The sequence below is a fragment of the Variovorax sp. 278MFTsu5.1 genome (genome assembly GCF_048305045.1).
Lineage (GTDB): Bacteria > Pseudomonadota > Gammaproteobacteria > Burkholderiales > Burkholderiaceae_C > Variovorax > Variovorax guangxiensis.
In genome coordinates this window covers 3,880,703-3,896,527 of the sequence record NZ_CP157622.1, presented here as the reverse complement: position 1 = coordinate 3,896,527, position 15,825 = coordinate 3,880,703, and the positions used below count along the sequence as shown (strand labels likewise).

15 protein-coding genes and 1 riboswitch are annotated in these 15,825 nt (G+C 69.4%); of the genes, 8 read left to right on the top strand and 7 right to left on the bottom strand.

All coding sequences use genetic code 11. The annotated features are described in order from the left end of the window. Positions 1-13 precede the first annotated feature (13 nt). Positions 14-1,552, top strand: a complete 1,539-nt coding sequence (locus tag ABL844_RS18125; protein WP_418128399.1) for a malonate--CoA ligase — start codon at positions 14-16, stop codon at positions 1,550-1,552. A 6-nt stretch (positions 1,553-1,558) separates the two neighbouring features. Here ABL844_RS18125 and ABL844_RS18120 read toward each other — a convergent pair whose 3' ends face one another. Together ABL844_RS18120 and ABL844_RS18115 are read right to left on the bottom strand one after the other, a co-directional pair. Continuing rightward, entirely contained in the window at positions 1,559-2,632 is a 1,074-nt protein-coding gene (locus ABL844_RS18120) for a phenylacetaldoxime dehydratase family protein (RefSeq protein ID WP_418128398.1), read from the bottom strand. Between the two features lie 17 nt (positions 2,633-2,649). Then, the gene (locus ABL844_RS18115; protein ID WP_418128397.1) at positions 2,650-3,660 is read right to left on the bottom strand and encodes a carbon-nitrogen hydrolase family protein; all 1,011 of its coding nucleotides are present in this window, start codon (positions 3,658-3,660) and stop codon (positions 2,650-2,652) included. 189 nt (positions 3,661-3,849) lie between these two features. Here ABL844_RS18115 and ABL844_RS18110 point away from each other — a divergent pair, with 189 nt between their 5' ends. Further along, the gene (locus tag ABL844_RS18110; protein ID WP_184637472.1) at positions 3,850-4,812 is read left to right on the top strand and encodes a helix-turn-helix domain-containing protein; all 963 of its coding nucleotides are present in this window, start codon (positions 3,850-3,852) and stop codon (positions 4,810-4,812) included. A gap of 17 nt (positions 4,813-4,829) precedes the next feature. On the opposite strand, the gene ABL844_RS18105 is transcribed toward ABL844_RS18110, so the two are convergent. The 5 genes from ABL844_RS18105 to ABL844_RS18085 form a co-directional block, all read right to left on the bottom strand. Then, positions 4,830-5,255 carry a universal stress protein gene (locus tag ABL844_RS18105; protein WP_126023949.1) on the bottom strand — a complete coding sequence of 142 codons (426 nt, stop codon included), beginning with the start codon at positions 5,253-5,255 and terminating at the stop codon, positions 4,830-4,832. Between the two features lie 76 nt (positions 5,256-5,331). Continuing rightward, the gene (locus ABL844_RS18100) at positions 5,332-6,159 is read right to left on the bottom strand and encodes a sulfite exporter TauE/SafE family protein (protein WP_418128396.1); all 828 of its coding nucleotides are present in this window, start codon (positions 6,157-6,159) and stop codon (positions 5,332-5,334) included. A 281-nt stretch (positions 6,160-6,440) separates the two neighbouring features. Beyond that, positions 6,441-6,767, bottom strand: a complete 327-nt coding sequence (locus ABL844_RS18095; protein WP_418116639.1) for a cell division protein ZapA — start codon at positions 6,765-6,767, stop codon at positions 6,441-6,443. Continuing rightward, a complete protein-coding gene (locus ABL844_RS18090; protein WP_019652365.1) occupies positions 6,764-6,988 on the bottom strand; it encodes a hypothetical protein in 225 nt (74 codons plus the stop codon). The genes ABL844_RS18095 and ABL844_RS18090 overlap by 4 nt, the downstream gene beginning before the upstream one ends. Positions 6,989-7,103: 115 nt before the next feature. Continuing rightward, positions 7,104-8,825, bottom strand: coding sequence for a ClcB-like voltage-gated chloride channel protein (locus tag ABL844_RS18085; RefSeq protein WP_418128394.1), 1,722 nt, complete (start codon positions 8,823-8,825; stop codon positions 7,104-7,106). Between the two features lie 54 nt (positions 8,826-8,879). Further along, positions 8,880-9,136: riboswitch (cobalamin riboswitch) on the top strand. 96 nt (positions 9,137-9,232) lie between these two features. On the opposite strand from ABL844_RS18085, the gene ABL844_RS18080 reads away from it, so the two are divergent. From ABL844_RS18080 to ABL844_RS18055, 6 genes are read left to right on the top strand one after another with little or no spacing between them, the layout of a single operon-like run. Further along, positions 9,233-11,149: a TonB-dependent receptor domain-containing protein gene (locus tag ABL844_RS18080; protein ID WP_418128393.1), complete on the top strand. Its 1,917-nt coding sequence runs from the start codon at positions 9,233-9,235 to the stop codon at positions 11,147-11,149. Beyond that, positions 11,134-12,555 carry a cobyrinate a,c-diamide synthase gene (locus ABL844_RS18075; protein WP_418128392.1) on the top strand — a complete coding sequence of 474 codons (1,422 nt, stop codon included), beginning with the start codon at positions 11,134-11,136 and terminating at the stop codon, positions 12,553-12,555. The genes ABL844_RS18080 and ABL844_RS18075 overlap by 16 nt, the downstream gene beginning before the upstream one ends. After that, positions 12,533-13,132: a bifunctional adenosylcobinamide kinase/adenosylcobinamide-phosphate guanylyltransferase gene (locus ABL844_RS18070; RefSeq protein ID WP_418128391.1), complete on the top strand. Its 600-nt coding sequence runs from the start codon at positions 12,533-12,535 to the stop codon at positions 13,130-13,132. Before ABL844_RS18075 ends, ABL844_RS18070 begins: the two co-directional genes overlap by 23 nt. Beyond that, positions 13,129-13,998, top strand: a complete 870-nt coding sequence (locus tag ABL844_RS18065; RefSeq protein ID WP_418128390.1) for an ABC transporter substrate-binding protein — start codon at positions 13,129-13,131, stop codon at positions 13,996-13,998. Before ABL844_RS18070 ends, ABL844_RS18065 begins: the two co-directional genes overlap by 4 nt. Then, the gene (locus ABL844_RS18060) at positions 13,995-15,023 is read left to right on the top strand and encodes a FecCD family ABC transporter permease (RefSeq protein WP_418128388.1); all 1,029 of its coding nucleotides are present in this window, start codon (positions 13,995-13,997) and stop codon (positions 15,021-15,023) included. The genes ABL844_RS18065 and ABL844_RS18060 overlap by 4 nt, the downstream gene beginning before the upstream one ends. Further along, positions 15,020-15,808, top strand: a complete 789-nt coding sequence (locus ABL844_RS18055) for an ABC transporter ATP-binding protein (RefSeq protein WP_418128387.1) — start codon at positions 15,020-15,022, stop codon at positions 15,806-15,808. Before ABL844_RS18060 ends, ABL844_RS18055 begins: the two co-directional genes overlap by 4 nt. The last annotated feature ends 17 nt before the right edge of the window (positions 15,809-15,825 follow it).

Below are 15,825 nucleotides of genomic sequence, written 5' to 3'. Positions count from 1 at the left end.
AGCAATCGTCCGAATGAAGAAGTCCGCCAACGCCAACCTGTTCGCCGCCCTGCGCGCGGCCTTTCCCGCCGACCTCGACGCCATCGCCGTCGAAACCGACAGCGGCCTGTTCTATTCCTGGCGCGACCTCGAACGCGCCAGCGCCATGATCGCCAACCTGCTCGACGCCCTCGGGCTGGAGAAGGGTGCGCGCATCGCGGTGCAGGTCGAGAAGTCGGTCGAGGCCATGCTGCTGTACCTCGCCACGCTGCGCGCGGGCTATGTGTTCCTGCCGCTGAACACCGCCTACCAGAGCGCCGAGATCGAATACTTCATCGGCAACGCCGAGCCGGCTGTGGTGGTATGCACCAGCCGCAACGCGTCGTGGGTCGCGCCCATCGCCACCGCAGCGGGCACCAGGCACGTCTTCACGCTGGACGACGACCGCACCGGCTCGCTGCTCGACGTGGCCGCCCGGTGCAGCGACCAGCACGTGCCGGCAAAGCGCAAGGCCGACGACATGGCCGCCATCCTCTACACCAGCGGCACCACCGGCCGCAGCAAGGGCGCGATGCTCACGCACGGCAACCTGCTGTCGAACGCCGAGGTGCTGAAGGACTACTGGGGCTGGACCGAGGGCGACGTGCTGATCCACGCGCTGCCCATCTTCCACGTGCACGGCCTGTTCGTCGCGCTGCACGGCGCGCTGCTCAACGGCAGCAAGATCCTGTGGTTCGCCAAGTTCGACCCGAAGCGCGTCGCGCAGAAGCTGCCCGAGGCGACCGTGTTCATGGGCGTGCCCACGCTGTACGTTCGCCTCCTGGCCGAGCCGGGGCTCACGCGCGAGGCGGTGCGCAACATGCGGCTGTTCATCGCGGGCTCGGCGCCGCTGCTCATCGAGACCTTCGACGAATGGCGCGAGCGCACCGGCCACACCATTCTCGAGCGCTACGGCATGAGCGAGACGGTCATGCTCACCTCCAACCCCTACCGGCCCGAGCAGGGAGAGCGCCGCGGCGGCACCGTCGGCTTCGCGCTGCCTGGCGTGCAGTTGCGCGTTCGCGACGACAGCGGCCGCGACTGCACCACCGACGAGATCGGCAACATCGAGGTCAGCGGCCCCAACGTGTTCGCGGGCTACTGGCGCATGCCCGAGAAGACGAAGGAGGAGTTCACCGCCGACGGCTTCTTCAAGACCGGCGACGTGGGCAAGATCGACGGCCGGGGCTACATCACCATCGTCGGGCGCAGCAAGGACCTGATCATCAGCGGGGGCTACAACGTGTACCCAGCCGAGATCGAGGGCTACATCAACGAGATGGCCGGCGTGGCCGAGAGCGCCGTGGTCGGCGTGCCGCACCCCGACTTCGGCGAGGTGGGCGTGGCCATCGTCATTCCCAAGGCGGGCGCCGCGCTCGACGGCGATGCCATCGTGGCGGAGCTGAAGTCGAAGCTGGCCAACTTCAAGATTCCCAAGCGCTGCTTCGTGGTGCCCGAGCTGCCGCGCAATGCCATGGGCAAGGTGCAGAAGGCGCTGCTGCGCACCGAGCACAAGGGACTGTTCGCGACCTGAGCCGGTTCAAGCCCCGACTGCTGCTGGCGCGAGTCCGTTCATCAGCCCGCTGCCCGCGTGGCAGTTGACGTACTCGTAGCTCTGCTCGTCGGCCTTGAGCACCGACACCTCGTGATACACGCGCAGCTGCAGCTGGAAGTTCAGCGCCTGCACGTAGCGCATGAAGCTGCCGAAGATCGCGACGTGCGTGGGGTGCGACTCGGCCCAGCGTTCCATGTCGGCCAGCGAGCGCCAGTAGCTCAGCCCGAACGACTTCTGCAGCGGCGCGCTCTGCGCGTCGAGGTGGCGCATGTAGCGGTTGCTGTAGCAGCCGATGCCCAGCCCCTGGTCGCGCAGGAAGTCCATGCCCTCGCGCAGCACCGGTTCCATGTCCTGCAGGTAGAGCGTGCGCTCCTGGCCGGTGGTGTCGGTCCATTCCTGGCCGGAGCGGATCATCGCGACGTTCTCGTGGCCCGCGATGCGCACGCGCTGCCCCGGCGCCGGCACGCCTGCGATCACCGCGCGCGAGCCCGAAGGCGCCATCGCGTCGGTCTGCGACAGCGGAATGCGGTCGCGCATCGAACCCCAGTAGCCGTGCTCCTGCAGCTCGCCGCTGACCCCGCCCATCACCACGCCGACGCCTTCGAAGCGGTCGGGCGTGTTGAACATGGTCTCGAAGTGCTCCACGCGCGGCGAGGCGATCTCGCGGAAATAGCCGAGGCCTTCCGTGAGCCGTTCGTCGGAGCGCCACCAGGCGTCGACAGCGGGCGTCGCGCACCAGCGGGCGTAGGCGGCGGGGTCGTTCCAGTAGGCGATGGCGATCATGTTGTCGAAGCCTTGCGCGTCGACGTAGTGCGTGAGGTCGTGATGGCCGGGGCCGTCGGGCAGGGCGAAGTCGCGCGCGATCTTCATCAGCGCGGCACAGGCGCGGCCCTGCATTTCGGCGCCGCGCGACTGCACGCCGAAGTAGCCCATCACGACCTGCCTCACCGCGACCGGTGCGCGGGCCGACCACACGGGGTAGGGCGGCACGTAGTCGTCTTCCACGCGGCGGTGGCGCGTGCGGGGGCACTTCAGGTGCTCGTCGATGGCGGATTCCATGGTGGTCCTCCGTTGTCTCAAGCCGAGACGGGCTCGGGCATGCTGGCTTCAGGCTCCGGCGACGTCGCCTGCTGCACCACGACAGGTTCGCGGCGCGTCTTGTTGAGCAGCAGCTGCGTGACATCGGGCCGCGAGTAGTGGCCGCTCGGGTCGGCTGCGGCCTTGGCGAGCGAGATCATGCCGAGGTCGATGTCGGCGACGACCAGGCCTTCCTCGTCTTCTGCCAGCGGCGTGCCCAGCGGCGAGCCGTCGGGTGCGTAGATGCGCGCGTAGCCACCGCCGGTGCGCAGCATCTGCTGCTTGCCGGCGTCGGTGCACATCAGCTCGCTCATGGCCTTCGACACGGTGGCGCAGGGCGCGATCACGAAGCACTGGCCCTCGGCCGCGTAGACCTGGCTCGCGGCGTTGTTGACCTCGGGCCCCAGCGCGTAGGCCGCGCCGTGGTAGAGAGAGAAGCTCGGCCATGCGCCGCAGTGGATCTGCTCGTTCTGCGAGTACATCGCGTACTTGCTCAGCGGCTGCAGGTGCTCCCAGCACGAGAGTGAGCCGATGTTGCCCAGCGGCGTGCGGATCACGGCGAGGTCGGAGCCGTCGCCTTCACCGAACACCGTGCGCTCCACGTGCGTGGGCTTGAGCTTGCGCCGCGTCTGCACGGTATTGCCCTGGTCGTCGATGAGCGCCTGCGCGATGTAGAGGCTGCCCGCGGCTTTCTCGCTGTAGCCCAGCGAGACCCAGATGCCGAGCCTGCGCGCGGCTTCGCCGATGCGCTCGAACTCGGCCGAGCCGATCACCAGCGAGTTGTCGTGGTACCGCTGCACGAACTGCATGCCCCAGGCCGGCGAATCGAGCCAGATCCACCACGGGTAGCCGGGCACCCAGGTCTCGGGAAAGGCGATGAGCTTCACGCCCTGTTTCGCGGCCTGCGCCATCAGGTCGATGGTCTTGTCGATGGTGCCGTCGAGGTCGAGGAACACGGGGGCGGCCTGTGCTGCGGCAACGCGCAGCTTGGGGTGGACGGTGGTCGGCATGAAGGTTCTCCAGATGCAATGAAAGTAACGGGGCGTTGGAAAGCGTGGTCCGCAGTCACCGGGTTTGCGCTGTGGCATGCGGGTTGCTTGAAGCGTAGATTCGCGCCGCCGGAACGCCTTGACCCGGTTTGGCGGCGTTCTTGTTCCAGCGTTGCATCCGTTCGTTGCCCAGGCTTTCCGAGGAATCCGATGACCCAGCTGCTCAGCACCGATGCCGTTTCGCGCAACCAGCGGCTCGCCTACTGGACCGACATGATCTGCAACGTCTACGTGCAGCTCGGTTGCGACCCGGTGCGCGAGGGCGATCCGGGCGATTTCGAGGGAAGCATCCGCCAGCACACGTTGCCCGGGCTCGACGTGTCGGTCGTCACCTCGAGCCCGCAGAAGGTGATGCGCACGCCGGGGCACATCTCGCATTCCAGCGACGACTACTTCCTTGTGAGCATCCAGGCGCGCGGCCAGGGCGTGGTGCGGCAGGACGGCCGCGACGCGGTGCTGTCGGCCGGCGATTTCGCTCTGTACGACAGCACGCGGCCCTACCAACTGCTGTTCGACGAATCATTCGAGCAGATCGTGCTCAAGCTGCCCGGTGAACGCCTGCGCAGCGAGTTGCGCGACACCGAGGCGCTGACGGCCACCACCGTGTCGGGGCGCGAAGGCGCGGGACACCTGCTGCTGGGCATGATCCGCACGCTGCGCGAGGACATCGACACGCTGCAGCCGGCCTCGGCCCTCGCGGTGGCCAACGGCGTGCAGAACATCCTGGTGGCGGGGCTGCAGACGCTGCCGGCGGCGAGCGCGCCTTCGCTGAGCAATCTGGCGGCGTATCACCTCGCGCGCGTGAAGCGGCGCATCGACGAGCAACTGGCCGATCCGTCACTCTCGGTGAGCACGCTGGCGACCGGGCTGGGCGTGTCGGTGAGCCACATCCATCGCGTGTTCAGGAGCGAGCCGCTCACGCCGTCGCAATACATCTGGGAGCGCAGGCTGCAGGCATGCAGCCGCGACCTGCTGGAGCCGCGCCTGGCAGGCCGTCCCGTGGCCGATATCGCCTACGGCAGGGGATTCAACGACGCGGCGCACTTCAGCCGCGCGTTCAGGGAGCGATTCGGCTGCTCGCCACGCGAGTGGCGGCAGCAGCGCATGCAGTAACGGATCGAAGGATCGGCTTACTGAACCAGCAGCACGGTGGTGTTCGTCTCGGCGATCACCTTGGTGGCGACGGAGCCCATCAGCGCTCGGCCGAGGATGCCGTGGCCGTGCGTGCCCAGCACGATCAGCCCCGCCTGCGCGGCGGCAGCCGACTTGAGAATCTCCTCGGCGATGTGGCCGTGGCGCGCATCGACCGTGTAGTTGGCGATGCCCTGTGCCGCGAGCTGCGCCTTCACGGGGTCGATCACCTTGGCGCTTTCCTCGGCGTAGTAGTCGGAGACGATCTCCTTGCTGAGGTGGCGCGTGACGTGGCCCGAGATGCCGGTGCACACGTGCACGATGACCAGTTCGTGGCCGTCCACGAACATCGCGCGGTTGGCAACCAGATAAGCCAGCGCCTTCTGCGTGTAGGCGCTGCCGTCGACTGCGATGAGGATTTTCATGGCCCCGTTATACGGCTCGCAGCGCGCGCGGCAACGAGTCGCACCACTTGCGCAAGGGCCTTGGGCCCGAAGGGAATCAGCCGTGCAGGCCCTTCCAGAGCATGTAGGCCGCCAGCAGGTAGAGGATGCTCGCGAACACGCGCTTGAGCTTCTTCACCGGCAGGCTGTGCGCCGCCTTCGCGCCCAGCGGCGCGGTCAGCACGCTGCACAGGGCGATCACCGCCAGCGCGGGCAGCCAGATGTAGCCGAAGGAGCCGGCCGGCAGGCCCTGCACCGACTGTCCGCTCACCGCATAGCCCAGCACGTTCGCCACCGCGATCGGAAAGCCCAGCGCCGCGCTGGTGGCCACCGCGTTGTGGATGGAGATGTTGCACCACGTCATGAACGGCACGCTGATGAAGCCGCCGCCGGCGCCCACCAGGCCCGAGATGAAGCCGATGGCGCCGCCCGCCGCAAGCTGGCCGCCCGTGCCCGGCATCTGCCGCGAAGCCGCGGGCTTCTTGTCGAGGAACATCTGCGTGGCCGAGAAGCCCACGAAGAGCGCGAAGAAGATCGCCAGCGCCGTGCCCTTGAGCAGCGAGAACACGCCCAGGCTGCCCACCAGGCTGCCGATGACGATGCCGGGCGCGAGCCGGCGCACGATGTCCCAGCGCACCGCGCCGCGCTTGTGGTGCGCGCGCACGCTCGACACCGAGGTGAAGATGATGGTCGCCATCGAGGTCGCGATGGCCATCTTCACCGAGAGATCGGCCGGCGCGCCGCGGTGGCCCATGATGATCGTGATGAACGGCACCATCAGCATGCCGCCGCCGATGCCCAGCAGGCCTGCGAGGAAACCGGTGCCGAGCCCGAGGGCGGCGAGTTCGGCGATGAGGATGGGGTCGAGCAGGCTGGAGACGTTCACGGAAATTCTGTATCGCAAAAAGCAACGGCCCCGAGCAGTTTGTGCAGGGGGCCGTGGCGGAATTAGGTGTCTGCAAGTGGGCGCCGGACTCGCATCCTGAACCGGGGTTCAGGTGGGCGAGGGCAGCAGGACTTCGGGTTCATCTGACGCGAGATGATCACACCCGTCGAGCGATTTACCAAGCCCGGCTCCGTAGAGCATTGGAACAAGGACATATAAAGCCCAACGCGCACCGCAGACAGTTCGGATTTTACCGCTGCAGCCCTGCCGGCGGAACCCGCTCAGAGCAAATGTCCATCGCCCGCCAGGGCCTGATCGAGTCTTTGAATGAGCTGGGCAGCCTTCGGGTCGGTCTCTGTGGTATCGGCTGGCGCGGCAGCAGGCGCGGGTGCCGCGGTGGCGGCGGCCTGCTGCGCGGCGAGGTCGAATGCCAGGTTCAGCGATGCCAGCACCGCGATGCGGTCGCGGGCCTTGACTTTTCCCGCGTCGCGGATCTTGCACATGGCGGCATCCACGCGGTCGACGGCTTCGCGCAGCTGCGCCTCGCCGCCGTCGGGGCAGCCGAGCAGATAGCTCTGTCCCATGATCTGTACTTCAATCTGCTTCATGCGGGGGAATCTTCGGAAGGTGGTTCAGCCGGCAACCGTTCGAGCAGGGCATCGAGGCGCGTGCGGGCCGCGACGAGCCGCGACTTCAGGGCGTCGCGTTCGCGCGTGAGCGCATCGACCTGTTCCTGCAGCAGCGCGTTGGTGCGCTGCACCTCTTCGTGACGCACGAGCAGTCGTTCGACGCGCTCGGCGATCTGGTCGATGGGGCTGGAGGCGGGCATGGTTGGCGATTGTAGTTTCCCGGGGAGGCGGTCCCGCCGAGGCCGGACGCGGCGCCCGGCGTGCCCGGGATTCTGCGGCTTTGCCGCCCGCCGATCAAACCCCCGATCAGGTGTTTCAGGCTTCGCTCAGCCGCACGTAGGTGGCCAGCAGCGCGCTCTTGGCGACCACGCCCAGCAGCACCGGGTTGGCGGCGCTCTCTATCAGCGGCAGCCGCTCGCCCAGGTGGTCGAGGAAGCGCTGCAGCGCCTCGCCCAGCCCGGTGTCGGCGGTGATCGGCAGGATCGCCTGCGAGAGCAGGGCGCCGGCCGTCGTCTCCTGCGGCGCCGTGCCGAGCGACGAGAGCGGCACCACGCCGAGATAGCGGTTGTCCGCGTCCACCACGTACAGGTACTTCACGGGGTACTGCAGAAAGAGCCTGCTCATCGCCTCGCGGTCCGCCTGCGGGCCGACCACCGTTTCGGCCGGCTGCACCAGGTCGCGCATGTGTAGGCCTCGCAGACGCATCTGGTCGTCGCGCTGTGCGTTGCGATGCAGCGTGATCTCGTACATCGAGCCCGCGTTGGCCGAGCGCGCCACGAAATACGCGATGACGCTCGCGGCCATCAGCGGCAGCATGACTTGGTAGCTCAGCGTCATCTCGAAGATCATCAATATCGCCATCAGCGGCGCCTGCGTGGCGCCCGCCAGGAACGCGCCCATGCCGACGATGGCGTAGGCGAAAGGCGCCGAGCTCGCCGCTGGCCACAGCGCCTGCACACCCTGGCCGAAGAGCGCGCCGATCATGCAGCCGAAGAAGAGCGCGGGCGTGAACACGCCGCCCACCGCGCCCGAGCCCGCCGTTGCCATGGTGGCGACCGCTTTGGCGAGCAGCACCATCGCGATCAGCGTCCATGCCCACGGCGTGTGCAGCACCGAATTGACCACGCTGTAGCCGTTGCCCCAGACCTCCGGCATCGGCACCGACACCGCGCCCATGACGAGCCCGCCCAGCGCCAGCCGCCACGGCAGCGCGAGCGGCAGCCGCGAGAACAGCGCCCGGCTGCCCTGCAGCGCACGCAGGAAGCCCACCGCCGCGAAGCCCAGCAGCACGCCGAGCACGCAGAACAGCACGACCTCGGTGCCGTGGATCTCCGGGAACGGCGGCATCCTGTAAGGCGGCTGGTAGCCCGGAAGCGCCCGCATCGCGACGTTGGCGACCACCGACGCGATGATGATCGGCCCCACGCTCTCCATCGCGATGGAGCCCAGCACGATCTCCGCGACGAAGAAGGCGCCCGCGATGGGCGCGTTGTAGGCTGCAGTGAGGCCGGCCGCCGCGCCGCAGGCCACCAGCAGCCGCAGCCGTTCGGCCGGGAAGCGGAACACCCGTCCCAGCAGCGAGGAAGCCAGCGCCGCCAGTTGCACCATCGAGCCCTCGCGCCCGATCGAGCCGCCGGTGCCGATGCTCACCAGCGACGACGCGCTGCGCGCCAGCGTCTGCGCCACCGGGATGCGCCCGTCGCCGAGGACGATGGCTTCCATGTAGTCCGACGTGGCGCTGCGCGAAGCCACGCGCCTGGCCAGCACCAGCAGCAGCCCCGCCACCAGACCGCCGAGCGTGGGGCAGGCGATGCGTGCCCACCATGGCAGTTGCCTGGCCATTGCCACGAGCCCTTCGCCAGGCCCCAGCACCAGATGCTCGAAGGCCAGCAGCGCCGCGCGGAAGAATTCGGTCGCCAGCGTCCCCAGCAGCCCCGCCACGATGGACCACAGCAGCATCGACTGCCAGCCCGACACACCGAAGAGACGCTGCAGCGCCGAACGCAGATTCAGGAAGACCGAGGCGGGCTGCATCATGGCCGTCGATGTTAGCGGTGCCGCAACTTTCGACTTAAGCCCCGTTGGCCAGCGCATAAAATCACCGCCGTTGGTGCTCGCGCCGTGGTTCGCACGGCGCAGTTCAACGGGAAGCAGGAGTGAACGCCCCGGTTCTTGCCGGAACAAGGCCGAAGCCGCCTGCGCTGCCCCCGCAACGGTCAAGCAGACGGTGCCGCAAGGCGCCAACCCCTTTCCATCGAAGCCACTGGATGCCCTGAAACAGGCGTCTGGGAAGGCGGCAAGGAGTCGTTCTGCCAGCCCGGATACCGGCCAACAAGGCGGCTGCCGCATGCGTCGAAGATGAATGACGAACGCATGCGCGGCCATTGCGCCCAGGCGCCGGCGGGGAGGCCGGCCAGGGGTATTGACGTTCGTTCGCTTGATCCATGATTTCCCGTGTTTGCTCTTTTCGCGGCCGCGCTCCTGCGCGCCGCTTCCGCCACGCCTGCCTGCCGCTGGCGCTGGTTTCCGCCTTCGGCGGGCTGGCCCATGCGCAGGAGGCTTCCACCCTGCGCGAGACGGTGGTCACCGCCAACCGCACCCCGCAGGCGTTGTCGGAGCTCGTGGGAGACGTCTCCATCGTCGACAGCAACGCCATCGAGCGCAGCGGCGCGACCGGCGTGGCCGACCTGCTCTCGCGCCTGCCCGGCATCGAGATCTCGCGCTCCGGCGGCGTGGGCAACACCACCAGCCTCTTCATCCGCGGCGCCGAGACGCGGTTCACAGCCGTGTATCTCGATGGTGTGCGCATCGACTCGCAATCGACCGGCGGCGCCGGCTGGGAGGGCATCCCACTGTCGCAGATCGACCGCATCGAGGTGCTGCGCGGCCCGGCCGCCGCGGTCTACGGCTCCGACGCCGTGGGCGGCGTGATCCAGCTCTTCACCAGGCGAGGAGAAGAGGGCGTGTCGCCCTACGCCGGCATCGGCTTCGGCAGCAAGGGGCTGCGCAGGATCGAAGGCGGCGTGAGCGGCAAGTCGGGCCTCTTCGACTATTCCTTCGGCGCCGCGCATGAGGAGAGCAAGGGCTACAACGTGCAGCCCGTGAGCAAGCGCAACGTGACCAAGGACGGCTTCACCAGCCCCGACCGCGACGGCTACAACAGCACCTCGGGCAACGCGAAGCTGGGCTTCCAGATCACGCCCGACCAGCGCATCGAGGCCACGCTGCTTTCCAGCGACATCAAAGCCGGCTACGACGCCACGGTGTCCTACAGGACCAGGCTGCCGTTCCTGTTCGCCAACGACATCTCGAGCAACACGCTGCAGACCGCCGGCCTGAGCTGGTCGGCCAGGTGGAACGACGTCTACAGCACCCGCGTGCAGGTGACCGACTCGCAGCAGGTCTACAAGACGCAGCCTTCGTTCTACCGCACCGAAACCCGGCTGCGCGGCTACCTGTTCCAGAACGAATTCCGCTTCGGCCCGCACCTCGTCACCGCCACGCTCGAGCGCCGCGAAGACGCCCTGGAGAACGCTCCCACAACCACCTCGAAGCTGCTCGCGCGCGACCGCTCGCAGGACGCCGTCTCGCTGGGCTACGGCTTCGTGAAGGGCCCGCACTCGCTGCAGCTGCACGTGCGCCACGACAAGGACAGCGAATTCGGCGGCAAGACCACCGGCAGCGCGGCCTACGGCTACGCCATCACGCCGACGCTGCGCTTCACGGCGTCGGCAGGCACCGCCTTCCGCGTGCCCACGCTGTACCAGCGCTTCAGCGAATACGGCCTGGCCACGCTCAAGCCCGAATCGAGCCGCAACCTCGAGCTGGGCTTGCAGTACACCGAGGGTGCGACCCAGCTGGGCGTGGTGGCCTACGCCAACCGCGTGCAGAACCTGATCGTGTTCGACGGCTCGGCCAAGGGCTGCGCATCGTCCTTCGGCTGCTACGCCAGCACCGCCCGCGCGCGCTACCAGGGCGTCACGCTCTCGGGCAGCCACCGCATCGGCGACGTCACGCTGCGCGGCTCCTTCGACTTCCAGGACCCGCGCGACCTCGCCACCCACAACCTGTTGGCGCGCCGCGCTCAGCGCCACGCCACCCTGGGCGCCGACTGGCGCATCGCGGGCTGGACGCTGGGCGCCGAGGTGCAGACTTCCAGCCGCCGCTACGACGACGCCGCCAACAGCGTGAAGCTCGGCGGCTACACCGTGCTGAACCTGTCGGCCACCACGCAGATCACGCGCGACATCAACCTCGTCGCGCGCGTCGACAATGTGGGCAACAAGGACTACCAGTTCGCGCGGCTGTACGCCAATGCCGGCCGTACCGCCTACGTCGGTCTCAAGTGGACGCCTCACTAAGCAGCCAGCCATCCCAGCCGGGCGGCACCGCCGGTGCCGCGGCGGCCACCTGCGCCGCCGTGCTGGTGGCCGCCCCGGCCTCGGGGCAGGGCAAGACCACGGTCGCTGCCGCGCTGGCCCGGCTGCATGCGCGCCAGGGCAGGCGAGTGCGCGCCTTCAAGTGCGGGCCCGACTTCCTCGACCCGCACTGGCTGGCGCTGGCCACCGGCGCGCCGGTGCATTCGCTGGACCTCTGGATGACCGGCGAAGCCGACTGCCGCGCGCGCCTGCACGCGGCAGCGGCCGAATGCGACCTGCTGGTCGTCGAAGGCGTGATGGGCCTCTTCGACGGCACGCCCAGCGCCGCCGACCTGGCGCAGCGCTTCGGCCTGCCGGTGCTGGCGGTGATCGACGCGCACGCCATGGCCGGCACCTTCGGGGCGCTGGCCTACGGACTGCAGAACTTCCGCGACGGCCTGCCGTGGGCCGGCGTGCTGGCGAACCGCGTGGCGAGCGAACGGCACGGCGCCATGCTTCAGCAAGCGTTGCGCAACCCTTCGCAATGGCTCGGTGCCTTGCCGCGCGATTCCCGTTTCGCGCTGCCCGAGCGTCATCTGGGCCTCGTGGCCGCCACCGAACTCGGCGACGCGTTGGCCCGGCTGGACGCGGCCGCCGACGTGCTGGCCGGCACGCCGCTGGGTCGGATGTCCGTTGCCAACCTGCCACAGGTGCGCTTCGAGGCTGCATCCGACGAGCCGCAAGCCATGGCCCCATTGCTGGCCGGCCGCACCATCGCCATCGCGCGCGACGCCGCCTTCTCGTTCATCTACCCCGCGAACCTCGACGTGCTCACGGCACTGGGCGCGAAGCTGAGCTTCTTCTCGCCGCTCGCGGGCGACGCCTTGCCGGCCTGCGATGCCGTCTGGCTGCCCGGCGGCTATCCGGAGCTGCACGCGCAGGCGCTGTCGGCTTGCACGGCGATGCGTGAATCGCTTGCCGCGCATGCCGCAGCGGGCAAGCCGGTCTGGGCCGAGTGCGGCGGAATGATGGCGCTGTTCGACGAGCTGGCCCTGCAGGACGGTGAGCAAGTCCACCGCCTCTGGGGCCTGCTGCCCGGCCGCGTGACCATGCAGAAGCGGCTCGCGGGTCTCGGGCCGCAGCAGCTCTCGCTGGGCAGTCACGTGCTGCGCGGCCACACCTTCCACTATTCGAGCTGCGAAACGCCGCTGGAGCCGGTCGCCCGCACCGCCCGGCCCGGCGCCCCGCAGGCCGTGGGCGCGCGCGCCGGCGAAGCGCTGTACGTGCACGGCCCGGTGCGCGCGAGCTACTTCCATGCGTGGTTCGCGTCCAGTCCGCAAGCCACTGCCCGCCTTTTCGGCGCCATGTCCATCGAGTTGGAGAGCCATGCCGCATTCGACCAAGCCTGAAGCCGTGGTGCACGAGTTCATCCTGGGTGGCCAGAAGAGCGGCAAGTCGCGCCGTGCCGAGCAGCGCGCCATCGACTGGCTCGCATCCGGCTCCCGGCCCCGCCGCGCCGTGCTGATCGCCACCGCCCAGGCCTGTGACGACGAGATGCAGGAGCGCATCGTGCGCCACCAGGCCGACCGCGCCGAGCGTGTGCCCGGCATGCGCACCATCGAGGAGCCGATCGAGCTCGCGCGCGCCATCGTCACGCAGAGCACGCCCGAGACGCTGGTGGTCGTCGACTGCCTCACGATGTGGCTCACCAACCTGCTGATGCCGATGCCCAGCGAAGACGCCCGCCCTGTGACGCGCACCCCCGCGGCGCACATCGCGATGCTGCTGGTCGCGCTGCGCGATGCGCCGGGTCCGGTGGTGCTGGTCGGCAACGAGATCGGGTTGGGCGTGATCCCGATGGGCCGCGAGACGCGCGCCTTCGTCGACGCGCTGGGCCGGCTCAACCAGGACGTGGCCGCCGCCTGCGGGCGCGTCACGCTGATGGCGGCCGGATTGCCGCTGAGTCTGAAGGCGCCTGCTGCATGAAGATGATCCGCATCTCGCTGGCTTCGCTCGGCCTCGCTCTTTTCGCGCTGGCCGCGCATGCGCTCGACGTGGTCGACGAGCGCGGCGTTTCCGTCAACCTGCCGCAGCCGCCGCAGCGCATCGTCACGCTGCTGCCTTCGCTTACCGAGTCGGTCTGCGCGCTCGGCGCCTGCAGCCGGCTGGTGGGCGTCGACCGTTACTCCAATTCGCCCGAGCAGGTGAAGGCGCTGCCGCAGCTTGGCGGCGGCATCGATCCGAACGTGGAGGCCATCGTCGCGCTCAAGCCCGACGCGGTGCTGCTGGCCAAGTCCTCGCGCGTCACGCAGCGGCTGGAGGCGCTGGGCATGAAGGTGCTGGTGCTCGAGCCCAAGAGCCATGCCGACGTGCGCCGCGTGCTCGACAAGCTCGACCAGGTGCTGAGCACGCACGAGGCGCCGAAGGTCTGGCGCGTGATCGACGCCAGCGTGTCGGCCGCCGCGCAGTCGGTGCCGGCGGGTGCGAAGGGCATGCGCGTGTATTTCGAAGTCAACAGCACGCCGTACGCGGCGGGCGAGTCGTCCTTCATCGGCGAGACGCTCTCGCGGCTGGGCATGAAGAACATCGTGCCGGCATCGCTGGGCCCGTTTCCCAAGCTCAACCCCGAGTACGTGGTGCGAGCGAACCCCGACCTCATCATGGTCAGCGTGCGCAGCGCCCAGGGGCTGGAGCAGCGGCCCGGCTGGGCCGGCATCCGCGCGGTGCGCGAGGGCCGCATCTGCCGCTTCAGTGCCGAGCAGTCCGACGTGCTCGTGCGCCCCGGCCCACGCATGGACGAGGCAGCGCGGCTGATGGCGCAGTGCATCACCGACAAGGGCGGCAAGCGATGAATGCGGCCGCCGTCAGGCACACCGCCCATCTGCGCCGCGTGCTGCTGCTCGGCGCCGGCCTGCTGGTGCTGGGCGCGGCGCTGATGCTGCTGGGCCTGGGCATCGGCAGCACCGGCTTCGAGAGCCTGTTCGCGGCGCGCCACGACCCGGTGGCGCTGCAGATCGTGTGGGACATCCGCCTGCCGCGCACGCTCGGCGCATGGCTGGCGGGCGCACTGCTGGGGCTGGCCGGCGCGGTGGCGCAGGGACTTTTTCGCAATCCGCTGGCCGATCCGTACCTGCTGGGCAGTGCCTCGGGCGCCTCGCTCGGCGTGGCGGTGGCGCTGCTGATGTTCGGCGGCTCGGCCGCGAGCACGCAGTGGGTGATGCGGCTCGGGCTCACCGGCGCGGCCTTCCTGGGCGCGGTGCTGGCCGTGATGCTCACGCTGATGCTGGCGCGCGGCGTGCAGCAGACGCTGCGGCTGCTGCTGGCCGGCGTGATCGTCGGCGTCGTGCTCGGCGCGGCCAAAGACCTCATCACCATCGCCTCGGCCGACATCCTCCAGGCCATCCAGGGCTTCATCCTCGGCAGCACCGGCCTCGTTGGCTGGAGCGCTTGCGCGGTGATGGCGATGGTCGGCGCGGCCTGCCTGCTCGCGGGCTGGGCGCTGGCGCCGGTGCTCGACGGGCTCGCCCTCGGCGAGGCCACCGCGCGCAGCCTGGGTCTGCCGCTGGGTGCGATGCGCGCGGCGCTGGTGGTGGTGCTGGCGCTGGCCACCGGCGCAGCCGTGGCGCAGACCGGGCTGATCGCCTTCGTCGGCCTCGCGGCACCGCACCTGGTGCGCTCGGCCGTCAAGACCACGCATGCGCGGCTGATCGTGCTGTCGGCGCTGATGGGCGGCCTGCTGCTGATGGCGGCCGACCTGCTCGCGCGCTGGCTGATCGCGCCGCAGGAACTGCCCGTGGGCGTGCTCACGGCCGTGCTGGGTGGCAGCTATCTGCTGTGGCTGATGCACAGGCGCAGCGCGCGGAGCGGCGTGGCATGAGCCGAAACAACGACGCTCCCGCTGCGCTCGAGGCGCGCCAGCTGAGTGCCACGCTCGGTTCCACCGAGGTGCTGCATGGCATCGACCTGAAGCTCTCGGCCGCGCGCTGGACCAGCATCGTCGGCCCGAACGGCGCGGGCAAGTCGACGCTGCTCAAGGCGCTGGCGGGGCTGCTCGCGCATCGCGGCGAGGTGCGGCTCTTCGGCGAGGCGCTGGGCAAGGTGCCGGCGCGCATCCGCGCGCAGCGCCTCTCATGGCTCGGCCAGAGCGGCACGGGCGAGGGCAGCGCCGACGACCTGATGGTCTACGACGTCGCCATGCTCGGCCGCCTGCCGCACCAGCGCTGGCTCGCCACACCCGGTGCCGCCGACCGCTCGGCCGTGGAACGCGCGCTGCGCAGCACCCAAGCCTGGGACTGGCGCGACCGCCCGCTGGGCCAGCTCTCCGGCGGCGAACGCCAGCGCGTGCTGCTGGCGCGCGCGCTCGCCGTCGAGGCCGAGGCGCTGCTGATGGACGAGCCGCTGGCCAACCTCGACCCGCCCCACCAGTCCGACTGGATGCAGATCGTCCGCGCGCTCGTCGCCGAAGGCCGCACCGTGGTCAGCGTGCTGCACGAGCTGCCGATGGCGCTGGCCGCCGACGAGCTGGTGGTGATGAACCAGGGCCGCGTCGTGCACCACGGCACCTGCGACGACCCGGCCACCCATGCGGCGCTGGAGCAGGTGTTCGACCATCGCATCCGCGTGCATCGCGTGGCGGACCAGTGGATCGCGCTGCCGAGGTAGCTACACGCCAGGAAACA